This window comes from Natronosalvus vescus (genome assembly GCF_023973145.1).
GTDB classification, from domain to species: domain Archaea; phylum Halobacteriota; class Halobacteria; order Halobacteriales; family Natrialbaceae; genus Natronosalvus; species Natronosalvus vescus.
In genome coordinates, this window is record NZ_CP099546.1 from 1,575,116 (window position 1) to 1,598,323 (window position 23,208).

A 23,208-nucleotide genomic window follows, 5' to 3' on the forward strand; every position below is an offset into this window, starting at 1 on the left:
TCGGAGCGCCTAAACCGCACTTTTATCGTACTCTCCTGATAGCATCCTGTATGGAGTCGTTGCATCCGCGAATTCGAGTGCTGTGGATCGCCCAGTGGATTCTCACGGCGATCATCCTCGGCATCGTCATCGCCGCCGTCGACCAGTGGATCGTGACGGTGCCGACGATCGGCACACTCGCCGTCGTCGGTCTCGCAATCGTACTGGGCGTCATCTACGCGATCCTCCTCTACGGACGCTGGCACTTCGAACTGCAAGACGACGCCCTCTATCTCGAGCGCGGGGTCGTCACCTTCGTCGAAACAGCCGTCCCCTTCGTCCGTGTCCAGCACGTCGACACGCAGTTCGGCCCGATCGAGCGTGCACTCGGGCTCTCGAGCGTCGTCGTCTACACGGCCGGGTCGCGAAACGCGGACGTCAGAGTACCCGGCCTGACGCCTGAACGAGCGCGACGGCTGCAGGATACCCTGCGGGAACTCGCGGTCGAAAGCGAGGCCGACGACGCCGTATGACCGACACCACCCACCTCCATCCGCTGAGCGCGGTCACGACGGCACTCCGTGGTGGACTCATTGGACTCTCCATTCCGATCTTCCTCATCGGCATCCTCAGCAGCGTTTTCGACGTCGTCCCGGCCTCCTGGGGGCTCTCACTCGCCCCCGTCGGACTACTGGCCGGATTCGCCTACGGCATCGCTTACTACTACCGCTTCGAGTATGCCCTCACCGAGGACACGGTCGACGTTGCGTCTGGCGTGTTCTCCCGGCGCGCTCGGGAGATTCCGTACCGTCGCATCCAGAACGTCGACGTTCGACAGGGTGTAATTCATCGGCTGTTGAACCTCGCGATACTCTCGATCGAAACCGCTGGCGGAGGGAACACCGAAGCCACGCTCAATTTCGTGAGCGAGTCGGAGGCGTCCCGCCTCCAGCGCGAGATTCGTCGCCGGACGGCACGTCGAAACGGCCAGAAATCCGACTCACGCCGGTCGCAGGGAGTCGCCTCGAGTGGCACGCAGACAGCAGGTAGTGTGGGGGCTACGGATGACACGCGAGACGGTGCCTCCACGGACGAGTTCGAACACGGGCCTTCTCGGCCCGGGGCAGATGTTGACGTTCGAGGGGAACCGACGCCTGAAACTGACGACGAGTCGACGGCGATCGACGGGGAGCGGGCCGGCGACCAACCGTACCCACCTGAGCCGAGTGACGAGACCGAGGGTCTCGATGAAGAATATGCGTCGGACGAATCCGACTTCGAGCCGTCGCCATACGACGAGCCACTCGCCGACGACAGCCCGCGGCTTCTGTTCGGGCTCGAACCTCGCGAGCTGCTATTGTATTCGTTTACGACCGTCCGCCCGGCGGCTGCGGCGGGTATCCTCGCGCTAGCGTTTTTCTTCACGGACTCCATCGTCGCTCTGCTGTTGACCACGGCCCAACCGTTCGGCGGGCCGACCGACCTCGCTACCGCCACACCCTCGAGTTACGTCGTTCTGGGCCTCGTCTCCATCGCAAACGGTGTCATCATCACCTATCTCGTGAGCGTGACCTACACCTTCGTCACCTACTACGACTTTAGACTGGGGCGCGCGGGCGACGATTTCGTCTACGAGCGTGGACTCCTCCAGCGCTACAGCGGATCGATCCCGTCGGAGAAGGTGCAGTCGGTGACTATCACCGACAACCCGCTCCAGCGCTATATCGAGTACGCCGGCCTCTGGGTCGAGACCGCCGGCTACGGACCCGACTCGAGCGGCGGTAGCTCGTCGGCGGTGCCGTTGGCCAGTGCCGGACGGGTGCACACGTTCGCCGAAAACCTCACGGGGGTCGAAACCCCGCGGTTCGAACAACCGCCCACGATCGCCCGTCGTCGGTATCTCGTTCGCTACTCGCTCGTCGTTGCAGTTCTCGTCGCCGTCGTCTACGGCGTCTCGTCGCTCGTCGGATTCCAGCACTGGTATTTCGCTGCAATCCTGTTCCTCTCCGTCCCGCCCGCGGCCCACCTCCGGTACGTCAACCTCGGCTACTACGTCGGCGACGACCACCTCGTGATTCGCCGCGGCTTCTGGCGACGGCGGACGACCGTTATTCCCTACTATCGTATCCAGACGATCTCGAATCGCCGGTCGGTTTTCCAGCGCCGCCTCGGCCTGACCTCGGTCGTCGTCGATACGGCCAGTTCGGCGACGTTCATCTGGGATCCGCCGACGATCTACGACGTTCGCCTCGCAGACGGTCGCGAGACGGCGTCGACAGCACGAAAACGCCTGCAAACGGCCCTCCGGGAGCGACGGGCCGAGGACGATCCCGAGACGGGGTTTTCGGTGGATTTTACCTGACCGGGGCGAACCCCTAGCGTATGGGAGATCAGTTCCGTACCGAGGAAGACAGTCTCGGCGAAATGCAGGTTCCAGTCGACGCCTATTGGGGAGCACAGACCCAGCGAGCGATCGAGAACTTCCCAATCTCTGGGATTTCCTTCGGTCGCCGGTTCGTGCGCGCACTCGGTGTCGTCAAGAAGGCAGCCGCACAGGCGAACAGCGACCTCGAGCAGGTCGACGCGGAGATCGCCGACGCCATCGTCGAGGCGGCGGACGAGGTCATCGCGGGCGAACACGACGACCAGTTCCCCGTCGACGTCTTCCAGACCGGCTCGGGGACGTCCTCGAACATGAACGCCAACGAGGTGATCGCGAACCGAGCAGCCGAGATCATGGGGGCCGAAATCGGCGACCGCGTCGTCCACCCCAACGACCACGTCAACTTCGGCCAGTCGAGCAACGACGTCATCCCGACGGCGATGCACGTCGCCGCCCTCGAGGCCGTCGAAAAGGACGTGACACCGGCGCTCGATACGCTTCGGGAGGCCCTCGAGGAGAAGGAAAACGAGTTCGACGACGTCGTCAAAACCGGTCGCACCCACCTCCAGGATGCGACTCCCGTCACGCTCGGACAGGAGTTCGGTGGCTACCGCACTCAGGTCGAGAAAGGGCTCGCCCGCGTCGACCTCGTGCGTGATCACCTGAGCGAACTCGCCCTCGGCGGGACGGCAGTCGGAACCGGTCTCAACACCCACCCCGACTTCCCGGAGCTAGCCGCCGAATACATCACGAAAGAGACCGGCGTCCAGTTCCGCGAGGCGGACAATCACTTCGAGGCCCAGGCCGCCCACGACGCGATGGCCGAAGCCCACGGTGCCCTCCGGACGGTCGCCGGCTCGCTCAACAAGATCGCCAACGACCTGCGACTGCTCGCCTCCGGCCCGCGTAACGGTCTCGGCGAGATTGAACAGCCCGAAAACCAGCCCGGCTCGTCGATCATGCCCGGCAAGATCAACCCCGTCGTCGCCGAAGCCGTCAACCAGGTACACAAGCAGGTCGTCGGCAACGACGCCGCGGTCGCCGCCGGCGCCACCGAGGGACAGCTCGATCTCAACCTCTACAAACCCGTTCTCGCCCACAACTTCCTCCAGTCTGCCGAACTGATCGCCAACGCGAGTACGGTCTTCGCCGACCGGTTCGTCCGGCCGCTCGAGGCCAATAGTGAGTACTGTGCCGAACAGGTCGAACAGTCGATGGCGCTCGCCACCTCGCTCAACGTCCACATCGGCTACGACAAGGCCAGCGAAGTCGCCAAGACGGCGCTCAAGGAGGGAAAGACGGTTCGCCAGGTCGCCCTCGAGAAGGAGTACCTCACCGAGGCCGAAGCCGACGACGTGCTCGACCCGCGGAAGATGACCGAACGAGGCATCCTCGGCGACGACTAGTGTTTCGTGAAGCCTGAGGCGATGTGTCGAACCGATCTCCAGTATCCGGTTCGACACATCGACCGACGCTTGATGGAACACTCCGCACCCGTCATCTTTTTCGACGGTGCAATTGCTCCAGTACGTGATCACCCACGAGCGCCTCGAGCCAACGGCGATTGCGTCTCGACATCGATCAAGTTCCTCGCGTTGCGACACTGATCTGGATCCCTGAGTACCGTCATCACCGATCAGTATTTCTTCCGGGAACGTCCGGTGTAAATCGACCGAGAGAACCTAAACCACGGGTGATCGCGCGAAATAAACGAACCCAAGCAGTTTTGACTCGCCCCCACGTCAGACCTTCTATGCACACCTGCCGCAACTGCAAACAGACGTTTCAGACGGCACTGGCCCTCGAGCTCCACCGGGACTCGTGTGAAAAAGGACAACTCTACTGTCAGGTCTGTGGGGATCGATTCCGTGAGCGCGACGCGACGGAAGATGGTTGGCACTACGCCTGTCCGACCGAGACATGTGACGGCGAAGGGCTCGGCGAGGATCTCTACCAGGTCGATGAGATACGAACGGCGACCTATACCCGTCACTGACCGGTATCCGACTTTTCAGTAGCTGCCTCCCGTCCAACGCTTTATCGGCCTCCCGGTTGATCTCGAGGCATATGGAACGACTCGAGTCCCGGGTGCGGTGGGTGTGGATCGCGACGGCGATTTTTCGGACGCTTTTTCTCGGACTCGTTTTGTTTACCGCCCTTGCAGCGCTCCAGTGGGGTGAACTCTGGGAGGGTTCGCTGTCACGCTTGGGGTGGGGCGTCACTGGATTCCTCGTCGTATTGCTGACGATTCGCGTGGCCGTCGCCTGGCGACGATACAGCGTCTTCCGGTTCGACCTCCGGGAAGAATCGCTGTACATCGAACGGGGCGTATTCACTCGGATCAAGACCGTCGTTCCATACGTTCGGATACAACACGTCGACTCGAGGCGATCCCCGCTCGAGCGAGTGGTCGGTCTCGGAACCCTCGTCGTCTACACGGCGGGCTCTCGAAGCGCCGACGTAGCGGTGCCGGGGCTCGATCCCGAGCGAGCCGAAGACTTACAGAACACGCTTCGTGAACGCACGATCGAAACAGTCGGCGAGGACGCCGTATGAGGCGACTTCATCCGGCCTCGGTTGCCGTCCGGTCGCTGTCACGAAGCCTCAATCTCGGCTTCCTCTTTTTCGTCATCGGCGTCTTCACATCTCCGAGCAACGACGGAATGGATCTACTCGTGATCGGTGGGTTCGTCCTCGCTGGCATCGCCGTCGGGGTACTTTACGAATTCGCGTACTACAGACGGTTCGAGTACGCCCTGACCGACGATACGTTCGACGTCGTCTCGGGCGTCGTCTCACGGCGCGACCGGGAGGTACCGCTCCGTCGCGTACAGAACGTCGACGTACGCCAGACCGCGCTTCACCGCGTGCTCGGGATTGCTGCCGTCCACGTCGAGACGGCCGGGGGTTCCAGAACCGAAGTAACGCTTCGCTACGTCGACGAAGCCGAAGCGCGGCGGCTGACTCGCGAACTCCGGTCAGGGAGTGGCAGTTCGGCGGAAGCCCCGTCAGTCGAAGACGCCGACGAACCCGACAGCGAGGAACACGGTGATGCAAGAGGTGCCGCTGAGCGTGAACAAGAACTGTTCGCTATCGAACGCCACGAACTCGCGATCCTCTGTCTGTTCACGATCGATCCTGGCGCGAGCCTCCTCGGCGGCATCGCACTCTCGTTCGCAAGCGGCTTCGATCCGACCACGCTCGTCCCCGTCGACATCCTCGAGAGCGATCTCCCTGGAACGGGGCTCGCGGCCATCGGCTGGGCGCTGTTGCTCTTTTTGCTCGCCGCGTGGGTGCTCAGCGCCCTGGTAACGTTCACCCGGTACTACGGCTTTCGGTTGACCCGGGTTGGCGACGAACTACACTACGAGCGCGGCCTCGTCCAGCGGTACAGCGGGACGATTCCGCTCGAGAAAGTACAGACGATCACGATCACGCAGTCGGTGCCGTTCCGCTGGGGCGGATACGCGTCACTCGGGGTCGAGACGGCCGGATACGGCCCCGAACAGTCCGGCTCTCGCGGCACCGAGTCGGCGATACCACTGGCGACGTACCCCCGAGTCGTCCGCCTCGCCCGTTCGATCGAACCCTTCGATCAGCCCGACCTCGAGCGACCGCCGCTGCGAGCGCGCGAACGCTACGCTGTTCGGTACATCGGTGTTATTTGCCTGGTGCTCGTGGTCGGCTACCTCCTCGCCGCGCAGACGGCCGTCGTGCGGGACTGGTACGCGTTCGCTCCGTTGCTCGTGCTGGTTCCACTCGCTGCTCATCTGAAGTGGCGCAACCGCGGGTTTCAGCTCGGAGAGCGATATTTCGTCGCTCAAACGGGGTTCTGGCGACGGTCGACCAAGATCGTCCCCTACTATCGGGTACAGTCGGTTCTGTACAGCCAGACGGTGTTCCAGCGTCGACGACACCTCGCGAGCGTGACGGCCGATACGGCGAGTTCGGCGACGCTACTTGGGCGGGCCGCAACGGCCTACGACGTCGATGCTACAGGGGCCCTCGAGATGCAACGGGCGATCGAACGCAATCTCAATTCACAGCTACAGGAGCGTACGTCACGGCGAACGCTCGGTCGGTGGTTCGATCGAAACGGCGATGATGGTGCCGAAAACGCCAATCGCGACGATTCTAGTGATTTCGATAGCCACACTGACGCCACGGATACTGTGACCGATTTTGACGACGGTTCCGACCCATTCAGGTGACACCCTCGCGGTCGACGGCCTCGAGTCGGTCGTGCTCGAGAACGTCGACGACGGCCTCGACGAACTCCCAGACCTCGTGGTAGCTGACGTACAGCGGCGACGGACAGACACGGACGACGCCAGGCGGCCGAACGTCGACCACGTACCCGCGCTCGCGAAGCGCATTCCCGAGTGCGTAGGCCCGGTCGTGCTCGAGGGCGACGTGACCGCCACGTCCGTCGGGACTTCGCGGCGTGCCAACGGATACACCGAACTCGTCGAGTCGCTCGTCAGTTAGGGCGATGAGATACTCGGTACGGGCGACCGATCCCTCCCTGATCGCATCGATACCGACGTCCTCGAGTATCGACAGCGCGCCGTCGAGTGGGGCGGCGGCGAAGATCGGGATCGTTCCGATCTGCCAGGCACCGGCCGAGTGGGCCGGTGTGTAGGTCGTCTCTAAATCGAACTGAGTCTCCTTCTCGTGACCCCACCAGCCCGCGAGTCCCGGCGTTTCGCCGAAGTGGCGTTCGTTGACGTACAGGCCCGCGACGGCTCCGGGGCCGGCGTTGCAGTACTTGTAGTGACACCAGACGGCGAAATCAGCATCGATGGCGGAGAGTTCGTGGGGGATGGCTCCCACCGAGTGTGCCAGATCGAACCCGGCGAAGGCGTCGTGGTCGTGGGCTGCCTCGGTGAGTTTCTCGAGGTCGAATCGCTGCCCACTCCGGTAAAGGACGGAGGGGAAGAACACGATCGCGGTCTCGTCGTCGATCGCCTCGAGTACGTCGCCCTCGTCGATCGTCCGGCCGTCATCGCTCTCGACGACGACGAGGTGGTCGTCGGGGTCGAGCCCTCGTGTCCTGAGCTGGGAACGGATCGCGTAGTGATCGGTCGGGAAGTCGAGTTCGTTGACGACGATTCGGTTCCCGTCGGCCAACTCGAGGAACGTCCCGATCAGGGTGTGGATGTTGACCGTGGTCGAGTTGCCGACGGCGACCTCTTTCGGGTTGGCACCGACCATCGGAGCAAGACGATCGCCGAGACGCTCGCCGTAGTGAAACCACGGCGGATCGCCTTCCGTCCAACCTCGAATGCCGAGCGTTCGCCACTCCTCGACGACGTGCTCGAGGGTGGCGACGGCCGCATCGCTCGCGGGGCCGAGAGAGTTCCCGTCCAGGTAGCACGGGTCGGCGAGGTCGAATCGATCGCGAACGTGGAAGAGGGAGTCGTTCCCGTCTCGACGAATCGCCGCCGACTCAGTGGTATCGAACTCGTCCATACCTGTTCGTTCGCGGCCACCGCCATTCATCTTTGTGCCCCGGCAACACACTTGCATGGATTCCAGACAGGGGCCACTCGATCCGGTGGTGACGACATTGCTCGAGGAGCACCCGTATCGAACGCTTCCACCCTGGCACGCCCTCTCTGTCGATGCGGCCCGTCGGCTCGAGGACGACGTCTTCGGCGGCGATCCGACGATTTCGCTCCCGTCGGTGACTGACACCGCGTTCCCCGGCACTTGCGGATCGGTACCGGTCAGACTGTACCGCGGTCGGGATGAGACGTCCCTACCAATATTGCTCTTCTATCACGGCGGCGGCTGGACGCTCGGGACACTTGACTCGGCCGACGACATCTGTCGCGCCCTGGCGGACGAGGTCGGCTGTCTCCTCGTCTCCGTCGACTACCGGCTCGCCCCGGAACACCCGTTTCCTGAACCACTGGTCGACGCCATCGACGCCCTCGAGTGGGTGCACACGCACGGGGACGCTCTCGGCGGCGATACCTCACGGATCGGGGTGTGTGGCTCGAGCGCCGGTGCCAATCTCGCTGCGTCAGTCGCGTTGTGGGACGCCCAGTACGGTTCAGGGGTTCTCGACCAGCAGGTGCTCTGTTACCCGATCACCGACTACCGATTCGACACGGCATCCTACGAGGCGAACGCGGACGGGCCACTGCTTACGAGAGCGGACATGCGATGGTTCTGGGAACAGTACCTTCGGCACCCACTCGATGGGCACCACCCATATGCGTCCGTGCTTCGAGCATCGTCGCTCGAGGCAGTCGCCCCCGCCACTGTCCTTACCTGTGGACACGACCCGCTGCGTGACGAGGGAATCGCGTATGCCGATCGTCTCGAGGATGCTGGTGTCCCGGTCACGCATCTCCACTATCCGTCACTCCCTCACGGTGCACTGAGTCTCACCGACAGCGTCAACCGATCGGCCGAGGCGATGGCAGACTTGACGGCTGCGGTGCGCTCGCGGTTCGGTATTGACCCGGTCGAAACTGCTGAGTAGCGGTCTCACCGATTCGTCTGTTTGCGGATTTTGTTGTCTCTCGGACACCCACCTGGCGCGCACGCAGTAACCAGTATTAATATAGCATTATAGGATTTACGCGATGACGCTCGAGCAGTGTTGGTTGTATGCTAACACGCCACATGATAGTTAAAATTTGGTAAATTCCTACGAAAGCACGGCGTAGATGTTCGCTTCGTAAACGGATCGAACACGGTCACCCCAGTCGTGGGTGTAGGTGTCGATCACGTCGCTCGCGACGTCTCCACGCAGGTACTTGACGATCCCTCGATCACCCGTCCGATCCCGGAGGTGTGTCGTGAAAAAGTGCCGGAAGTAGTGGGGGGTGACGTTCTCTGTCGCCCCACCGCCCCTCCGATACCACCCCCGTTCTCGAGCGTGTCGTTCGACGATATAGCGGACGTCGGATGGCTCGAGGCGTTGCCCCCAGCTATCGCCGGTGTCGAGAAATAACGGATCGGCCGGTGAGACGGGGTCAGGTCGGATGGCCAGCCAGGCTTCCAGCACCGTATCGAGTTCGCTATCGACTGGTATCACCGTCTCGCGCTTCCGTTTGTTCGAGGCGGTTCGCGTTTCGCCGTTGACTGCCACACCGCGGGCCGGTTTCTCGTCGACGTACAGCGATCGTGGTCTCGCCTCGAGTTGTACCCGTGGCGTCCACTCGCGGTCGATTCCCTCGAGTTCGACGTGCAGATCCCGCAAATCGAGGTTGCACAGTTCACCGACACGCATCCCCGTTTTGAGAAGGGTGACGATAACCGCTCGCTCGAGCGGATGGCAGATGTCGGCGACGAACGCTCGCATTTCGGGGATCGAAATCTCCCGTCTGGTAGGGTTGGTGTCGATCGATTCGCCCATCTCCTCCATTACCAGGGACATCGGATTCCCCTCGAACGCCTCCACGCGGGTCATATAGTCGTAAAATCGATGGACGTAGGAAGCGTACGTTGCGATCGTACTCGAGGCCAGTCGGCCACGCAGGGAGTGAACCCAGGCCATACACTCCCGTCGGTTCGCCTCCCGGAGGCTGATTCCCGACCCCTCCTCGAGAAAGGCCTCGAACTGCCGGAGGACGCGCTCGTAGGCGTCGATGGTTCGCTCACTCTTGCCGTGATACTGTTGTTCCTCGAGAAAGTAGGCAATCGGATCCTCGGAAAGCGCGTCACCGTCGAGCGATTCAGTTGCCATCGGTATCACCGATGAGTGTGTATCCGCCGTGCCGACCGCTGTATCGAATTCGGTTGTTGGTCTGGAGTTCGTCGAGGGTGTTCTCGAGCTGGGTTTCGATATCGTCGCTCACCGCCTCGAGTAATTGTTCCCACGAGTAGGTGTCGGAACGAAGGAGTTCGAGCACCTGTGTTTCGAGGCCGTTACCCCTTGGGGTAGCGTCCGGAGAACGGGGTTCCTCAGCGGGCGATTCGAACCCCGCTCGCCCGGCTTGTACCATAGTTCTGATATACTCGCTCTGGCTCATACCGAGGTCGTCAGCGTGTTCCTCCCAGGTAGATTTCTGGTAGGCTGGAACGTAGGTTCTGACGACGACGGTCTCCGTATCGAGATCGTCATCCATGTGAGACTGTCTGCACTCCAGGATAATCAATCTAGCTGTCTCTCGAGATAAAAGATCTTATCTCTATTCTAAAGGCCACATTATACGGCTAGATGAGTATGCCATTTGAGATTAGCCTCAACAATAGACTTTAATTTGAGATATGAATTTCAGAGTTGTGAGTATACGAGTTCAGATTATGTTCTTGACCCAAACTGGTAAATCCACTGTTCGAGGGTATCCGTTTCGTGGACGGATTGAGTTCTGTCGCCAATCATCCTGGTGATCGTGGTCGTTGAATGGAGTGTGACTCTGTCCCGCTCGAGCCGTATCTATCTGAATTTAGACATTGTTTGCTGCGGGTCGAACGGTAGGGTATCTAGCGTGGTTTTCAGCGGTTCGAATCGGTGACGCATTCGATCGATCGAGCGGTGTGGGCGATCACTGTCTGCGGAGGATTTGATGTCGTTTTCACGGATTGATTGACCGTTCCGTAACAGTACGGAGACGGCTGCTGGTCATCCCAGAGAACGCCCAGCGTCGGGGGCCTCTACCGATAGAACGCTGTTGACTCAGTCGGAAGTAACGCACCGTCTATCGATCGGCATCAGCAATTTCCTCCCCGGGTGTGAAACGCATCGAACCAGGGTACTCGATGACGCGTCAAAACTCGGTGTATCCACGCGATCTACCCTCAGTCCCGTTCCCCCGTAACGAGCGGTTAGCGTACGACTGAACGGTGTTCTGACGGGCTCAGACGGCCGTGAGCGCATTCGAAGGGCTTGTCGTCCTGTGGTGGGCCTCAAACCCAATGCCATCGCACGAGAGGGGGTGTGACGTCTCGAGAGTCCGGTCGACAGACATTGCTGTGGGTACTTCCACGACTCGATGGTCGAGTGAGTTAATGCACATCACTGTGTCGTTCTCGAGGCAGTCACAGGGGTTGTATAGGCTCCCTTGACCGATGTCTCAGGTTCTAAATCGGTCTCGAGGCCAGAGGCCAGCCGAATGATTCGAGAGTAGACTCGAGGACGGTAGTAGTGTGGTTATCGACGGTGTAGCTCCTCGAGGGCCGTCAGGAACGTACACCGTCTGTGTACGTCGGACGTCGCGCTGTTGGTGCTGTTGGTGCTGTTGATGCTCCCTACCTCGTCGCTGTGTAGCCATTACTTTTCGAAGCGTTACTCCTGGGGTGTTGTGCGTGGTACGTGGGTTCTTCCTTCTCGACTTATGCGATCTCGAGGGACAGCCACCTGGACGGTCTGCCGAGGATGACCCCGAGACCGGGTGTGTCGCCATTCGTGCTGAGTTGTGGGGGAGCGACGACGGCGCGGGCAGGAAGTGGTTGAGCCACAGACGTAGTACATACCTCGTCGCGAGCTCACGTCCGTCAGTGTGCCACTCGGTTCTACCGTGTCGGTACCCACCCAGCGAGAACCCTTCCCTGTCGCCGTGTTTCACAGTGAGGGGGAGGAGCTTCCGTTCGATAGTCGGGAGTTCGATAATCGGAAGGACTGTGTCTACCGGTCAGCCAGCAGCGTCGTCGACGAGGCGTGGTTCGGCTTCCAACCTACCGACTATGAATCGGGTGATATTCGAGCAATTCGTCGAAATATGGGTGAAATATGCACGATAAATAATTTCATACTGGGGTTCGATGTCGACCACATGAACCCTATAATGCTATACTAAATCGAATGGTGTCGGTATCGAGACTTCTCTGGGCAAATCGGGATACTGGGGCGTTCTTGAGCCCGAATCTGGCGTTATCGAGTCGGGACACCCGTCAGTGTGTCGAGGTTGCAGACGGCGAAGCCGATACATCCTCTAGGTACGCATACATGAGGCTTCGAAGTCGTGGCGAGGTGTATTGAAGCGGGTTGTGAGAATTCCTCGTCTGCGCTTCGAAGTCAACGCCTGCAGATCCGAGACTGTTGCGTTGCGTTCAACCGTCCCTAACAATCACCCGATTGGCGGTGCGTTGGGTCACCCACCGTCATCGAGGGCGAACCTGTCGCCGCGATCAGCGCCTCCGGCCCGATCAATCGCATGCATGGCAAACGCCTCGAGGAGGACGTCACCGGCCTCGTTGTCAGCACTACGAAGGCGATCGAACTCGAGTTGTTGTCATCGGATACCGATACCTAACGGTTCGAAACAGTCCACTTCTTCAGATCCCGCCAAACCGAACCTGACACCCCTCGATTCTGGCGCAGTATACACGACAACAACTGGTCAGAAACCGGCATCTAACAATGTGGGTGTCGGTCATCACAGCGGACATGACCACTCCCGGTGACGCTTCGATCGTCTACGTTGGGTGTACCGCGCCCGCACGGGACGTCCTCGAGACGCTCCTCGAGCGAGGCCTGCCGATCACGTCTGTCGTAACGATCGATCCGGAGATGGCGGACGCGAACGCCGTCTCGGGGTACGCTTCGCTCCGGCCGACGGCAGAGAATTACGACCTCCCCGTCTACTACCCGAGCACGTATTCGATGGACGGGGAGGCCGACCTGGATCACTTCCAGACCGTCGATCCCGACCTGATGATCGTGAACGGCTGGCAACGGCTGATTCCCGAATCGATCCTCGAGACGACGACGCACGGGGCCCTCGGCAATCACGGCAGTGCCTTTGGCCTCCCGAAAGGGCGAGGGCGCTCGCCCCTGAATTGGTCGCTGATCGAGGATCGGGATCGCTTCCTGCTCTCGGTGATTCGACTGGATCCGGGCGCTGACTCGGGCGACGTCGTGACGAGTCGTAAATTCGACATCACGCGCCACGACACCATCCAGACGCTCTACTACAAGGTCACGATGCTGCTCAAGGAGATGTTGCTCGAGGTCGTCGACCCGATTCTCGCGGGTGAACGTCCGTTCGAACCGCAGTCGGGTGAACCGACCTACTACCCGAAGCGAAACCCCGAGGACGGCGAGATACACTGGGAAAACGGGACGCAGGAGATATACAACCTCGTTCGGGCGGTCGCGGCCCCCTATCCCGGCGCGTTCACCCACGCTGGCGGCGAACGGGTTATGATCTGGGAGGCGATTCCCTTCTCCGCAGATATCGAGGCGACGGCCTCGGCCGGATCGATCGTCGAGGTGTTCTGGACGGGTGAGTTCGTCGTCGCGACTGCTGATGGCACGCTACTGGTGCGAGCGTGGGAGGCCGGCGACTGGCAGCCCGCGGTCGGCGACCGGTTCGACTCACGGGGCGAACCCGACCGAGTCGATCGCCCACACCACCACGAGAATCTCGCGAGCGATGGTGGAGTGGTTGACGAGCCACCGTCGGAGAAGGCCGTCGTCGACGACGCGACGGGTGATCTCGATGCCTAACTGTGCCTCCCTCGGCACACTCTCGTACACCCTCGAGGAGTACGAACGGCTCCTGCAATCGCTGCGATCGGATGGCTTTTCGTTCAGGAAATTCGGTCGACGGCTCGAGCGAGACGAGGTCGTCGTTCGCCACGACGTCGACCTCTCCCCGACGAGAGCGCTGGAGATGGCTCGGGTCGAAGCCGCCCTCGACGTCCAGTCGACGTACTGTCTGCTGGTGACGACGCCGATCTACAACTTACTCGAGGTCGACCACTCCCGAGCATTAGCGGAGATTCAGGCGCTCGGCCACGACGTTGCCGTGCACTTCAACAGCCACCACTACTGGGACGGGCAGCCGACTGAGGACGAACTGCGCACGCAGGTGCGAGCAGAGTGTGACGTCCTGGGGGCGATCATCAACCGCCACGTCGACACCGTTTCCTTCCATCGTCCTCCGGAGTGGGTGTTAGACGTCGACTTCGACGGGTTCGAGAACACCTACCAGCCGGCGTACTTCTCGGAGATCGAGTACCGATCCGATTCGAGACAGAAGTGGCGCACCGAACCGCCGTTTCCGGAGGGACGGCCCGATCGGTTACAACTGCTGATACACCCGGGACTGTGGGGTGAGACGCCTCGAGAGATGGCCGACATCGTCGCCGACCTCGAGACCAAACAGCGAACGCACGTCGAGCGCTATCTCGACGGGCTCGGCGTGTGAGTGGAACGGGGTACTCCTCGGATCAGGAAACGGCAACCTCGAGTTCGCTGTCGGTTTCGATGCCGGCCAGGAGCGATCGAATCGCCGCGACAGCCGTATTTGACGACGTCTCAGCCGCGTTTTCCATCAACACCGTCTCGCTGGGGAACAGGCGTTCGCCAAGGAGCAGCCCGTGTTCACTCGCGGTCGAGCCGGTAACAGTGAGATAGATGCCGACACCCGTGTCCACGATCGATCGTTCTTCTTCCAGCCCGTCGTCAGGATACTGAAAGTCGATCCCCTCGAGCGCCCTCGTCCCGAGGACGGCTCGAACCAGTCGTTCGTAGCGCGGCGTGATACACAGCGACCCCGAGTAGTCCTCGAGGAACGTCCGGTCGATAGGGTCGCTCGAGGGTGCGGTTTCGGGCGTCGCCATGAGCGTGTGATAGACGGTGTCGCCGAGCCCCGCGACGACTTGCACGTCCGTATCCGCGGGATCGATCCGCGCGTTGATGTCCGCGATTCGCTCGAGTGGGTCGGCCTGAAGTGCGACGACTTCCTCGAGCACCAGATCCGCGCTGTCGAATCCGAGGGCGAACTCGTGGGTTCTGAGTGCGCGAAACGGTTCCTCTCGGCCGACGAGGACGAGTTCAGATCCCGGTGAGATGCCGTCCACATCGATTCCGTCGAGCGGTATCGAGACGCTATCGAAGACGATCCGGCGAGGTTTTCCGGCGCGGTCGTCCCGGAGCAACGTGTACTCGGGAGCAAACGGGTCGTCGGTCGTGCTGTAGGTGGCGAGGCGATGGTAGACGTCCGACTGCGCTGGTTCGACGGTGCCTTTCGTGACGGCCTTCTCGTGTCGGAGTGTGGAGGTGATGTCGTCGGCGAGAGCCGGGACGTCGAGTCGTCGAGCCACCCAGTCGAGTACCGACTCGAGGGGCCGACCCTTGCGCGGAACGGCAATTGGAATACGCTCGCCCATCGATATCGATTCGATCTGTGGGACGGGCGCCTAAACCGGTTGCGTTCGCGGCCAGGTTTCGAAAACGGAGGTGTTCCAAACGGGCAGTCTCTCGGAGTCCGTCGCCGCTCACTCGGAGAACATCGAACCTAACTGGTCGCGCCACTCCGTGAGATCGGTGACGTCCGCGCTGACGTCCTCCAGGTCGGCCTCGAGATCGTCGACGTCGTCCTCGAGCGAGCCCATATCGGCTTCAATATCGTCGACATGACCCTCGAGCGAACCCAGATCGACGCCGAGATCCTCGACGTCGTCGGCCACGTCGCCGAGGTCGGTCTCCAGCGAATCGACGTCGGACTCGACGTCCTCGAGTGCCGATTCGACATCGGTAACGCTCTCGCTGACGTTCTCGAAGTCGCTCTCGAGGGTCTCGGTTCGGTCGTCGACGGCCTCGACAGCAGTCGCGTTTGCCTCGACGGTGTCGACGGTTTCGTCCAGTTGCTCCTCGACCGTGGCCAGATCGTCTTCGAACGTCGACACCTGCGTCCTGAACTCCTCGATCAGCTGTTCGCCGGTACCGTTGTCGTCGAGGAACGATTCGAGGGCACTCGTGTAGGCCGCGAGTTCGTCGACACGCGACTGGAGGTGGTCGATCTTTGCCTGGTCGCTGCCCGACAGTCCCGTCTCTGTCGCCCCCGAGTCGCCCCCGGTATCGCCCTCGACGTCGAGCGCATCTCGAAGCGTCTCGAGATCCGCATCGGAGAGATCTCCTTCGCGAATTTCGGCGGCGAGACGAGCACCGAGTGCGGGCCGGTCTCCGCCCGTAGCCGCCGTGTCGCCGTCTGCGGTCGGCGTTTCGGACGCTTCCACACCGTCGTCAGCGTCGGCGGATGCCGATTCCGCGGCCGTGTCAGCACTCGAGGCTGCCTCTTCGAGGTCGAGTTCGATTTTTGGTGGCTCGTCTGCGTCGTCGGTGATCTCGTCTGCGTCGTCGGTGATCTCGTCTGCGTCGTCGGCGACCTCGTCTGCGTCGTCCGTGGCCGCTTCCTCGTCCTCGCCCTCGCCTTCGCCCTCGAGGTCGAGTTCGATCGTTGGGGGCTCCTTCTCGTCGACCGCTTTGTCATCGGCTGGCGGAATTTCGTCGTCCTCGAATCCGAGATCGATGTCGGGCGTCTCCGCTTCGTCCTCGTCTGCGTCGTCGACTGGTTCGGGGTCGGTCTCGACGTCTTCCAGATTGAGGTCGAGTTCCTCCTGGCCGAGGAACGACTCCTCGTCTGCGTCCGCTTCCTCCCCGCTTTCGAGGCCAACTTCCTCGTCCTCGGTGTCGTCATCCTCTGCGTCGTCCGCCCCTGTGTCCGCTTCGCCCTCAAGGTCGGCTTCGTCGTACTCGAGGTCGGTGTCCGTTGTGTCCGCTTCGGCAGTCGTTTCATCAGCGTCCGCGGTCTCGCCGGCGTCGTCGGCCGCATCGGTGTCGTCCTCCTCGTCCTCGTTGTCAGCAAGCCCCGGCACCCCATCGGACTCGCCCGAAAGCATGTCCTTGACGACCTGGTTGCTATCGTCGGCGATGATGTCCTCGATCATCGTATCCTCGAGGTGGTCACCGTCTGCTTCCACCGTCTCGTCATCGTTCGAGTCGACGACGGTTATCGTCGGTTCGGTGAGAAACGACGCCGGATCGGTGTCGTCGTCCAGGCGGATACCGTAGACGGTGACGAGGGGTTCCGCGGGATCGATCTCACCGGTGAACTCGACGTGGTTGTCCTGGAAGGCGGTCCACTGATCGCTGTGGTACTCCGGGTGGAACCCGACGCTATCCATCGGGAACGACTCCGGGATGTCTTCGGAGAGACGCACGGTGGCCACGTCGTCCGTCGTCGTTTCGATTTCGAAGCGAATCGCTGGAACCGGGAACTCCTCCGCCGTGTAGGTCTTCGTTACCGTAATCCCACCCGCTTGCACTTCCACCACATCGTCTGCGTCCGCGGTACTGCTCATGAACCCAACGTTAACACAGCATTACCTTAAAATGAACGGCAGGCCTCACAGGGGGTGAGACTCGCCCGATATCGACTCGGCGCAACAGGGTGTGGTTGGCTAGAAAGTTCCAACTGAACCGATGGAGACACGATCGCCAAAACGTCAATCGATCGGGCGTACAGTAGCGTTCCGTGGCTACTAGAGCTCGACCCGGTCACCGATCTCGACGATCTCGAGGCGGCGCGGGTGCTCGAAACTCTTCGCGTGGTGGTGGAGCGCCTTCGGATCGGCGGTCAACCCGCGCCACATGTCCCAGTGACTCGGTAGCAGCCGCTCGAGTTGCAACGCCGAGGCGCACTCGATTATCTGGTTCTCGTCGTTGTACCAGCGGGTACGAACCGGTTCGCGGGTCTCCTTGTCGGGGACGGTGCCAACCGTCCCGAATGCGAGAATGCCGAGGTCGATGTCGTAGTGCTCGCCCAGACGGTCGAACTCGTCGGTTGGTTTCGTGTCCCCGCCGTGGAAGATCGTCCCGGCGTCGTGCTCGAGCACGTAACTGACCGGGTGCGTCGCGTCCGGATCGTGTGCCGGTTCGACGTGCAGGGTGAACTCGCCGATCTCGAGCGTGTCGCCTTCGGTGACTTCCGCGAACTGGTCGTCGGTGACGTCCCAGTTGTCCGTCCAGGCTTCTTCCTCGCGGGCAACGGCGAGGCTGTCGTCGGGGGCGTACAGCGTGGCGTCGGAGGCGGCCAGCATCGGTGCCTGGCTCGGCCCGTGGACGTGGTCGGTGTGTTCGTGGGTCGCGAGAACGGCGTCGGCGTGGTCAACGTCTTCGGGATCGAACGGGACGGGAATCATCCGAACCGTTCGCGGCGGATCGCCGAGTCCGAGGTAGGGATCGATGTAGATCGTCGTTCCCTCGCTCCCTTTTATTGCAAAGCCGTTACAGCCGAGGTACCAGACCGCCACTCCGTCGGGATCTGTCGATTCGATCGCGCGCGTGAGCCAGTCTCCCCAGTCGCTCGTTGACATACTCGAGTCTGTGACCGGGCCACGCGTAAGTGTGTCGTTCGCGCCAATCGAACGGACTCGATGGAGTGCTCGTGGATTCCAAGCTCGTGGACTCCAGTGACGCTCGCTCGAGGGCGTTCTCGTGTCGAGGCGAGGTGGTATCCTCGAGAAAGTAGGTCCGTACCGCGACTCGCTCGCCTAACTATAGAACCCGAACCATCAAACTCCAGAAGTTGTAGTGTCATCGCGCGAGTCGACCGGCGACGAGCCGCCTCACCAGGTGCCGTGGAACGTGTCGAACTCGAGGCTGTCGAGCGGTTCGTTCCCGACGGCGATCTCGTACTCACCGGGGGTGAGCATCGGCTTGTGGAACCGCGGCCCGTCGTCGGTCGTGATCCGGGGACAGCCGGTGTTGACGAAGGCGTCCATGTCGAAGTTGCGCAGGCGGTCGGGGGTGACCTCGTCCATCGTGATGAGGTAGGCGTCGTCGTTGTCCGCGAGGATGTCCTGGGCGATCTCCCAGCGCCCCTGACCGATCTTGGTACAGAAGATGACGCCCCATTTCTGGGCGTCCATCGCCCGGTGGACGGCACCGTAGCGTTGTTTCATGAACTTCTCCGTGTCTGCGACGGTCACGACGTTGTTGACCGGATCCGCGATGACGACGTGTTTGTCGGGATGTTCCATCGCCAGACCGAGCGGGTGAAACTTCCCGCCGCCGACGTAGAGAACCTGATCCGCGGGCACGTCCGCGCTCGCGTAGTTACAGCCGAGCACCTGCCCCTCGTGGGTCAGTCGGTCGTCGCCGCGACGGGTCTCGACGTCGTACCCGCGATCCTCGAGGAACTCGCGCATCTCCGAAAAGCGGTTCATGTGCTGGGCGGTGGTGACGAGGCCGATCTCGGGAGTCTCCTCTGGTGGCTCGAGCGTCTCTAACGATTCCTCGATGATCGGCGTGACCTCGACGTTCGAGAACAGGGGGACGTAGATGACCTTCTCCGTGTCCTTCATCGGCGAGTGACCGAAGTGGACGAACACGTCGGTGCGTTTCATCAGGAAGGTGTCGAGGTCACAGGCCCCGTAACAGGGTTGCCCCGACAGCATGATCGTGACGTCATCGTCGACCAGTTCTCGGAGATCGTCGGCGACGCTCGGGCCGCGTCGCTTCAATCCTTCGGGGAACTGCAGGCCGATCTTTTTCGCGTCGCGCTCCTCGACGGCATCGATGATTCGCTCGAGTTCGTAGTCCCACTCCCGGTCGTGTTTGAGGGCCATCCCCGTCTTCCGGAGGTCTCCCTCGCTGTACTCCGACTCGTACTCCTGGCTCATTGTCCCTGTTTGCGGGTGCGGACGTAAAACGACGCGGGTTTGGACGTCCCTCGAAGGTGGACGTGTCTCGGGGGTGCACTCGTCTCGAGGTGGTATCGAGACACGCCCGGGCAGGACTCCTGATCCGCCAGTTTGAAACGGGTTCCGCCCAAAGCAATGGTATGAGCGTCGAGACCACCCCCACCGAACCTGACGTCGAAGCACTCGGAGCAGCACTCGGCGAAGCGATCAGGGATCTCCCCGAGTACGAGGCGTTCGAAGCCGCACAACGTACCGTCGAGAACGACCCAGATGTCCAGTCGAAGATTTCGACGTTCGAACGCATCCGCCAGGAGTTCATGATGGCTCGCCAGACCGGGACGGCCTCCCAGGAGGATCTCCAGGAGCTCCAGTCGACCCAGGAGGAACTGCACGCGATGGAGCCGATGGCCGAGTTCCTCGAGGCCAAGAGCGAACTCGCACAGCGCCTCGAGTCGATCAACAGAGCGATCTCGGAGCCGCTGGCGGTCGATTTCGGTGGGGAGGCGGGCGGCTGCTGTCAGGACTGACCGCGTTTTCTCTCAGCGATAGTCCCGCCGAAATAACTGACGACCCGATGACGAATTTTCGACCCAACAGTCATAATACTGGAGTGAAAAGGGGGTTCCAATGGCAGCCGAAGACCCTGCTGATGGGTACCTGTTCGATCTTTACCGGCGATACATCGGCGAGCCGGACGACCGAACCGACATCTACGTCGGGTTCGGGCTCTTCCTCGGAGGCATCGGGCTGGCGGTTATCGCGCTCGTGGTGTTTCTCTGGGGGACGACCTACGATCACGGGTCGTCCGAGTACTTCAACTGGCTTCGTCCCGCGTACGCGCTCGGGATGGTGTCGTTGCCGGCGCTCATGCTGGGGATCGTCGTACTGCTTCCATCCGAACGCCGGATGCGATACATTTCCGCTGGCAGCCTCGCGCTCACGGCCGCAGCCGCCGTCGGGTTCGTTCTCGCCTACCCGAGTAACTGGCTCTACAATGATGACTACAGCATCCTGATCGTCGGGACGTACGCGGTCGGTCTGGCCGGCGTGACAGCCTCCACTGGCGCTGCGCTGATCGCGCACTATCTGGATATGGCTCGAGCGGTCGAGCACGCAGCCGCGGACGAGGACGAGGACGAAGACGAAGACGAAGGGCCGGCGTACACCGACGCGGAGATCCAGAGCGATATCGATGCGGCGATGGAGGGCGTCGAACTCTCCTGGGGCGGCGTCGAAAAGTCCGAGAACAAGCGACTAACGTTCTCGGATCACGACTTCGATAGCGAGAATCTGGATACGAACATGGCGACGAAGACGACACGCTCGACCGGCGTCGACGCGCAGGTCGCAGGGCTCAAGGGATTGAAGGGCGGCGAGAAGAAGACGGCCGTCTCCGAGTCCACTGTCGACGATCAAACACAAAAGCTCAAAGCGTTGCGCGAGCAGCGACAGAAAGAACAGGCTGCTACCGCGGAAGCCAGTGGGAACGACGGTGGCGTCCGGAATCCCCTTTCGGGCGTCCTCGAGCGGTTGCGTGCGCTGGTAAAACGGAATTAACGCGGTAGCCAGTGGAGTAATATGCTATTTTTCGTTGATAGATAGCCCCGAATCGAACGCACATAGATTTATAATCCGTCAGACGCGTTTGGCAAACATGGCCAAAGGCCTAGACGTTGGAACGATGAACATCCTGTCCGCACAGCAGGATGGCACTGATACGGTTTTCGTGCAGCAGCGCAACTCCTTCGTGGAAATCGAGTACTCGGATATGGCCGAGCAGATGCTCTCACGCAGCGAGGTTCTTCACATCCGAAAGGATGACAAGGTGTACGTCGTCGGCGACGACGCCCTGAACTTCGCGAATATCTTCAACAAGGAAACACGACGCCCGATGAAACACGGGATCCTGTCTGCTGACGAAAAAAGCGCAATTCCGATGATGAAGCTCATCATCGAACAGGTGGTCGGCGAGCCGTCATACCCCGACGAGAAGCTGTACTTCTCGACGCCCGCCGATCCGATCGACGACGATCTCTCGACGCTCTACCACCAGAAGACGATCGAATCCTTCCTCAACGACATCGGCTACGATGCCGAACCGATCAACGAGGGGATGTCCGTCATCTACTCCGAACTCGCGGACAACAACTTCACCGGGCTGGGAATCAGCTTCGGCGCCGGGATGACGAACGTCTGTCTGGCGTACTACGCCGTCCCGGTCATGAAGTTCTCCGTCGCCCGCGGTGGCGACTGGATCGACGAGCAGGCCGCGCGCGCGACCGGCACGCCCGTCGACAAGGTCACCTCGATCAAAGAGGACGACTTCGAACTCGACTTCACGACCGACGTCGGGGGCGTCGAAGGGGCGCTCTCGATCTACTACGAGAACCTCCTCGATTACGTCATCGAGAACATCGTCCGCGAGGTCGACGACGAAGACGTCGAGGAGGGTCTCGACGTACCGGTCGTCGTCACCGGCGGCACCTCGAGTCCAAACGGCTTCGAGGCGCTGTTCCGTGACCACCTCAAGGATGCAGCGATTCCGTTCTCGATCAGCGGCGTCAGTCACGCCCAGGAGCCGCTGTACAGCGTTGCTCGCGGTGGGCTCGTTGCCGCGCGGTCTGACGAGGACGTCGAGCACGAGGAAGACGAAGCGGAAGCGCCAGCAGCTAGCGAGTAACGGCGCTGGCTCGGTATTTTTTAGTGGTCGAACGTCGAGCCGGCCGCTCGCGCTTGGCTTCGACGCTTACTGTTCGTAGAAACGGTGGAACGCGTCCTGCCAGGACTCGTATCGGAACTCCTTGCTTTCGTGTTCGACGGGAACATCTGCGAATCCACACCCATTACACGCGAGCGTCTCGGCATCCCCCAGCGAGAACCGTTCGAGCGGTGATTGACACCGTGGACACTCGTCCATGACCACGAGTTGACAGGGCGTGCTCATAAGTGTATACCCTCAGTCGGTGACAGAATGTGATCGGTTGTTTCTCCGGGTATAACTCCCAGACATTTGCAAAAGTATTTGTATGCAGCACATGTATGTGGTCGTATGAGCACCACGTCGTCCCCACAGTTCGAACACACGATCGAACGCTGTCGACCAACCGATGTCACCCCCGTCGAACTCGAGGCCAGCGATCTCGAGTCGACTGCCCCCGAATACCTCCGTGACCTGAAGCGGGAGTGTACCCGCAACGAACTGTTCCCGGCACAGCTAACCGTTCAGGCCTGCTTCGATCGGGATTGCTCGCTCGACACCCAGGAAGAGATCGATCGGATTCGCGGCTACGTTCGCGCCGGGGCGTTCCTCGGCGTTGGTTCCGTCACGGTCGTCTGCGATGAGGTCGCGACGCCCGAGAAGGCCCGCCCCGCGCTGGCGGCCTGTGCCGAACGCGCCGAACGCGAAGGTCTCTCGTTGGAACTCGACGCACCCATTAGCCTCGAGGACTAATTTT

General features: G+C 61.4%; 21 protein-coding genes. 13 read left to right on the plus strand and 8 right to left on the minus strand.

What is annotated here, in order from left to right:
- The first annotated feature begins 50 nt into the window (after positions 1–50).
- The 6 genes from NGM68_RS07535 (at position 51) to NGM68_RS07560 (ending at position 6,573) form a co-directional block, all read left to right on the plus strand.
- A complete protein-coding gene (locus NGM68_RS07535; RefSeq protein WP_252701034.1) occupies positions 51–512 on the plus strand; it encodes a PH domain-containing protein in 462 nt (153 codons plus the stop codon).
- A complete protein-coding gene (locus tag NGM68_RS07540) occupies positions 509–2,341 on the plus strand; it encodes a PH domain-containing protein (RefSeq protein ID WP_252701035.1) in 1,833 nt (610 codons plus the stop codon). Before NGM68_RS07535 ends, NGM68_RS07540 begins: the two co-directional genes overlap by 4 nt.
- Before the next feature lie 20 nt (positions 2,342–2,361).
- Positions 2,362–3,768 carry a class II fumarate hydratase gene (locus tag NGM68_RS07545; protein ID WP_252701036.1) on the plus strand — a complete coding sequence of 469 codons (1,407 nt, stop codon included), beginning with the start codon at positions 2,362–2,364 and terminating at the stop codon, positions 3,766–3,768.
- 347 nt (positions 3,769–4,115) lie between these two features.
- A complete protein-coding gene (locus tag NGM68_RS07550) occupies positions 4,116–4,358 on the plus strand; it encodes a transcriptional regulator (RefSeq protein WP_252701037.1) in 243 nt (80 codons plus the stop codon).
- A gap of 71 nt (positions 4,359–4,429) precedes the next feature.
- Positions 4,430–4,918, plus strand: coding sequence for a PH domain-containing protein (locus NGM68_RS07555; protein WP_252701038.1), 489 nt, complete (start codon positions 4,430–4,432; stop codon positions 4,916–4,918).
- Positions 4,915–6,573 (plus strand): PH domain-containing protein, encoded by a 1,659-nt coding sequence (locus NGM68_RS07560; RefSeq protein ID WP_252701039.1) that lies wholly within the window; start codon positions 4,915–4,917, stop codon positions 6,571–6,573. Before NGM68_RS07555 ends, NGM68_RS07560 begins: the two co-directional genes overlap by 4 nt.
- On the opposite strand, the gene kynU is transcribed toward NGM68_RS07560, so the two are convergent.
- A complete protein-coding gene (kynU, locus tag NGM68_RS07565) occupies positions 6,566–7,834 on the minus strand; it encodes a kynureninase (protein WP_252701040.1) in 1,269 nt (422 codons plus the stop codon). The two genes, NGM68_RS07560 and kynU, sit on opposite strands and share 8 nt — an antisense overlap.
- A 55-nt stretch (positions 7,835–7,889) precedes the next feature.
- On the opposite strand from kynU, the gene NGM68_RS07570 reads away from it, so the two are divergent.
- Positions 7,890–8,855 (plus strand): alpha/beta hydrolase, encoded by a 966-nt coding sequence (locus NGM68_RS07570; RefSeq protein WP_252701041.1) that lies wholly within the window; start codon positions 7,890–7,892, stop codon positions 8,853–8,855.
- 168 nt (positions 8,856–9,023) lie between these two features.
- On the opposite strand, the gene NGM68_RS07575 is transcribed toward NGM68_RS07570, so the two are convergent.
- Together NGM68_RS07575 and NGM68_RS07580 are read right to left on the minus strand one after the other, a co-directional pair.
- Positions 9,024–10,064: a tyrosine-type recombinase/integrase gene (locus NGM68_RS07575; RefSeq protein WP_252701042.1), complete on the minus strand. Its 1,041-nt coding sequence runs from the start codon at positions 10,062–10,064 to the stop codon at positions 9,024–9,026.
- Complete coding sequence (locus NGM68_RS07580; protein WP_252701043.1) at positions 10,054–10,446, minus strand: DUF5805 domain-containing protein; 393 nt, start codon at positions 10,444–10,446, stop codon at positions 10,054–10,056. The genes NGM68_RS07575 and NGM68_RS07580 overlap by 11 nt, the downstream gene beginning before the upstream one ends.
- Before the next feature lie 2,261 nt (positions 10,447–12,707).
- On the opposite strand from NGM68_RS07580, the gene NGM68_RS07590 reads away from it, so the two are divergent.
- Together NGM68_RS07590 and NGM68_RS07595 are read left to right on the plus strand one after the other, a co-directional pair.
- Entirely contained in the window at positions 12,708–13,769 is a 1,062-nt protein-coding gene (locus NGM68_RS07590) for a methionyl-tRNA formyltransferase (RefSeq protein ID WP_252701044.1), read from the plus strand.
- Entirely contained in the window at positions 13,762–14,472 is a 711-nt protein-coding gene (locus NGM68_RS07595; RefSeq protein WP_252701045.1) for a polysaccharide deacetylase family protein, read from the plus strand. Before NGM68_RS07590 ends, NGM68_RS07595 begins: the two co-directional genes overlap by 8 nt.
- A 22-nt stretch (positions 14,473–14,494) precedes the next feature.
- On the opposite strand, the gene NGM68_RS07600 is transcribed toward NGM68_RS07595, so the two are convergent.
- The 4 genes from NGM68_RS07600 to dph2 all read right to left on the minus strand — a co-directional run bounded on the left by NGM68_RS07600 (position 14,495) and on the right by dph2 (position 19,732).
- On the minus strand, positions 14,495–15,436 hold the full coding sequence (locus tag NGM68_RS07600; RefSeq protein ID WP_252701046.1) for a phosphoribosyltransferase HisG-related protein: 942 nt from the start codon (positions 15,434–15,436) through the stop codon (positions 14,495–14,497).
- Between the two features lie 108 nt (positions 15,437–15,544).
- Positions 15,545–17,410 (minus strand): AAA family ATPase, encoded by a 1,866-nt coding sequence (locus NGM68_RS07605; RefSeq protein WP_252701047.1) that lies wholly within the window; start codon positions 17,408–17,410, stop codon positions 15,545–15,547.
- Positions 17,411–17,590: 180 nt separating this feature from the next.
- Positions 17,591–18,424, minus strand: coding sequence for an MBL fold metallo-hydrolase (locus tag NGM68_RS07610; RefSeq protein WP_252701048.1), 834 nt, complete (start codon positions 18,422–18,424; stop codon positions 17,591–17,593).
- Positions 18,425–18,676: 252 nt separating this feature from the next.
- Positions 18,677–19,732, minus strand: coding sequence for a diphthamide biosynthesis enzyme Dph2 (gene dph2, locus NGM68_RS07615; protein ID WP_252701049.1), 1,056 nt, complete (start codon positions 19,730–19,732; stop codon positions 18,677–18,679).
- Between the two features lie 161 nt (positions 19,733–19,893).
- Between dph2 and NGM68_RS07620 the strand changes: the two genes are divergently transcribed.
- From NGM68_RS07620 to NGM68_RS07630, 3 genes are all read left to right on the plus strand, one after another.
- The gene (locus NGM68_RS07620; protein WP_252701050.1) at positions 19,894–20,280 is read left to right on the plus strand and encodes a YlbF/YmcA family competence regulator; all 387 of its coding nucleotides are present in this window, start codon (positions 19,894–19,896) and stop codon (positions 20,278–20,280) included.
- Positions 20,281–20,380: 100 nt separating this feature from the next.
- Positions 20,381–21,310, plus strand: a complete 930-nt coding sequence (locus tag NGM68_RS07625; RefSeq protein WP_252701051.1) for a cell division protein CdpA domain-containing protein — start codon at positions 20,381–20,383, stop codon at positions 21,308–21,310.
- 97 nt (positions 21,311–21,407) lie between these two features.
- On the plus strand, positions 21,408–22,433 hold the full coding sequence (locus NGM68_RS07630; protein WP_252701052.1) for a disk-shape morphogenesis protein volactin: 1,026 nt from the start codon (positions 21,408–21,410) through the stop codon (positions 22,431–22,433).
- A gap of 66 nt (positions 22,434–22,499) precedes the next feature.
- Here the strand turns inward: NGM68_RS07630 and NGM68_RS07635 are convergent, their stop codons facing one another.
- A complete protein-coding gene (locus NGM68_RS07635) occupies positions 22,500–22,670 on the minus strand; it encodes a hypothetical protein (protein WP_252701053.1) in 171 nt (56 codons plus the stop codon).
- A 132-nt stretch (positions 22,671–22,802) separates the two neighbouring features.
- Here NGM68_RS07635 and NGM68_RS07640 point away from each other — a divergent pair, with 132 nt between their 5' ends.
- Positions 22,803–23,204 (plus strand): DUF7961 family protein, encoded by a 402-nt coding sequence (locus NGM68_RS07640; protein ID WP_252701054.1) that lies wholly within the window; start codon positions 22,803–22,805, stop codon positions 23,202–23,204.
- Positions 23,205–23,208 lie beyond the last annotated feature (4 nt).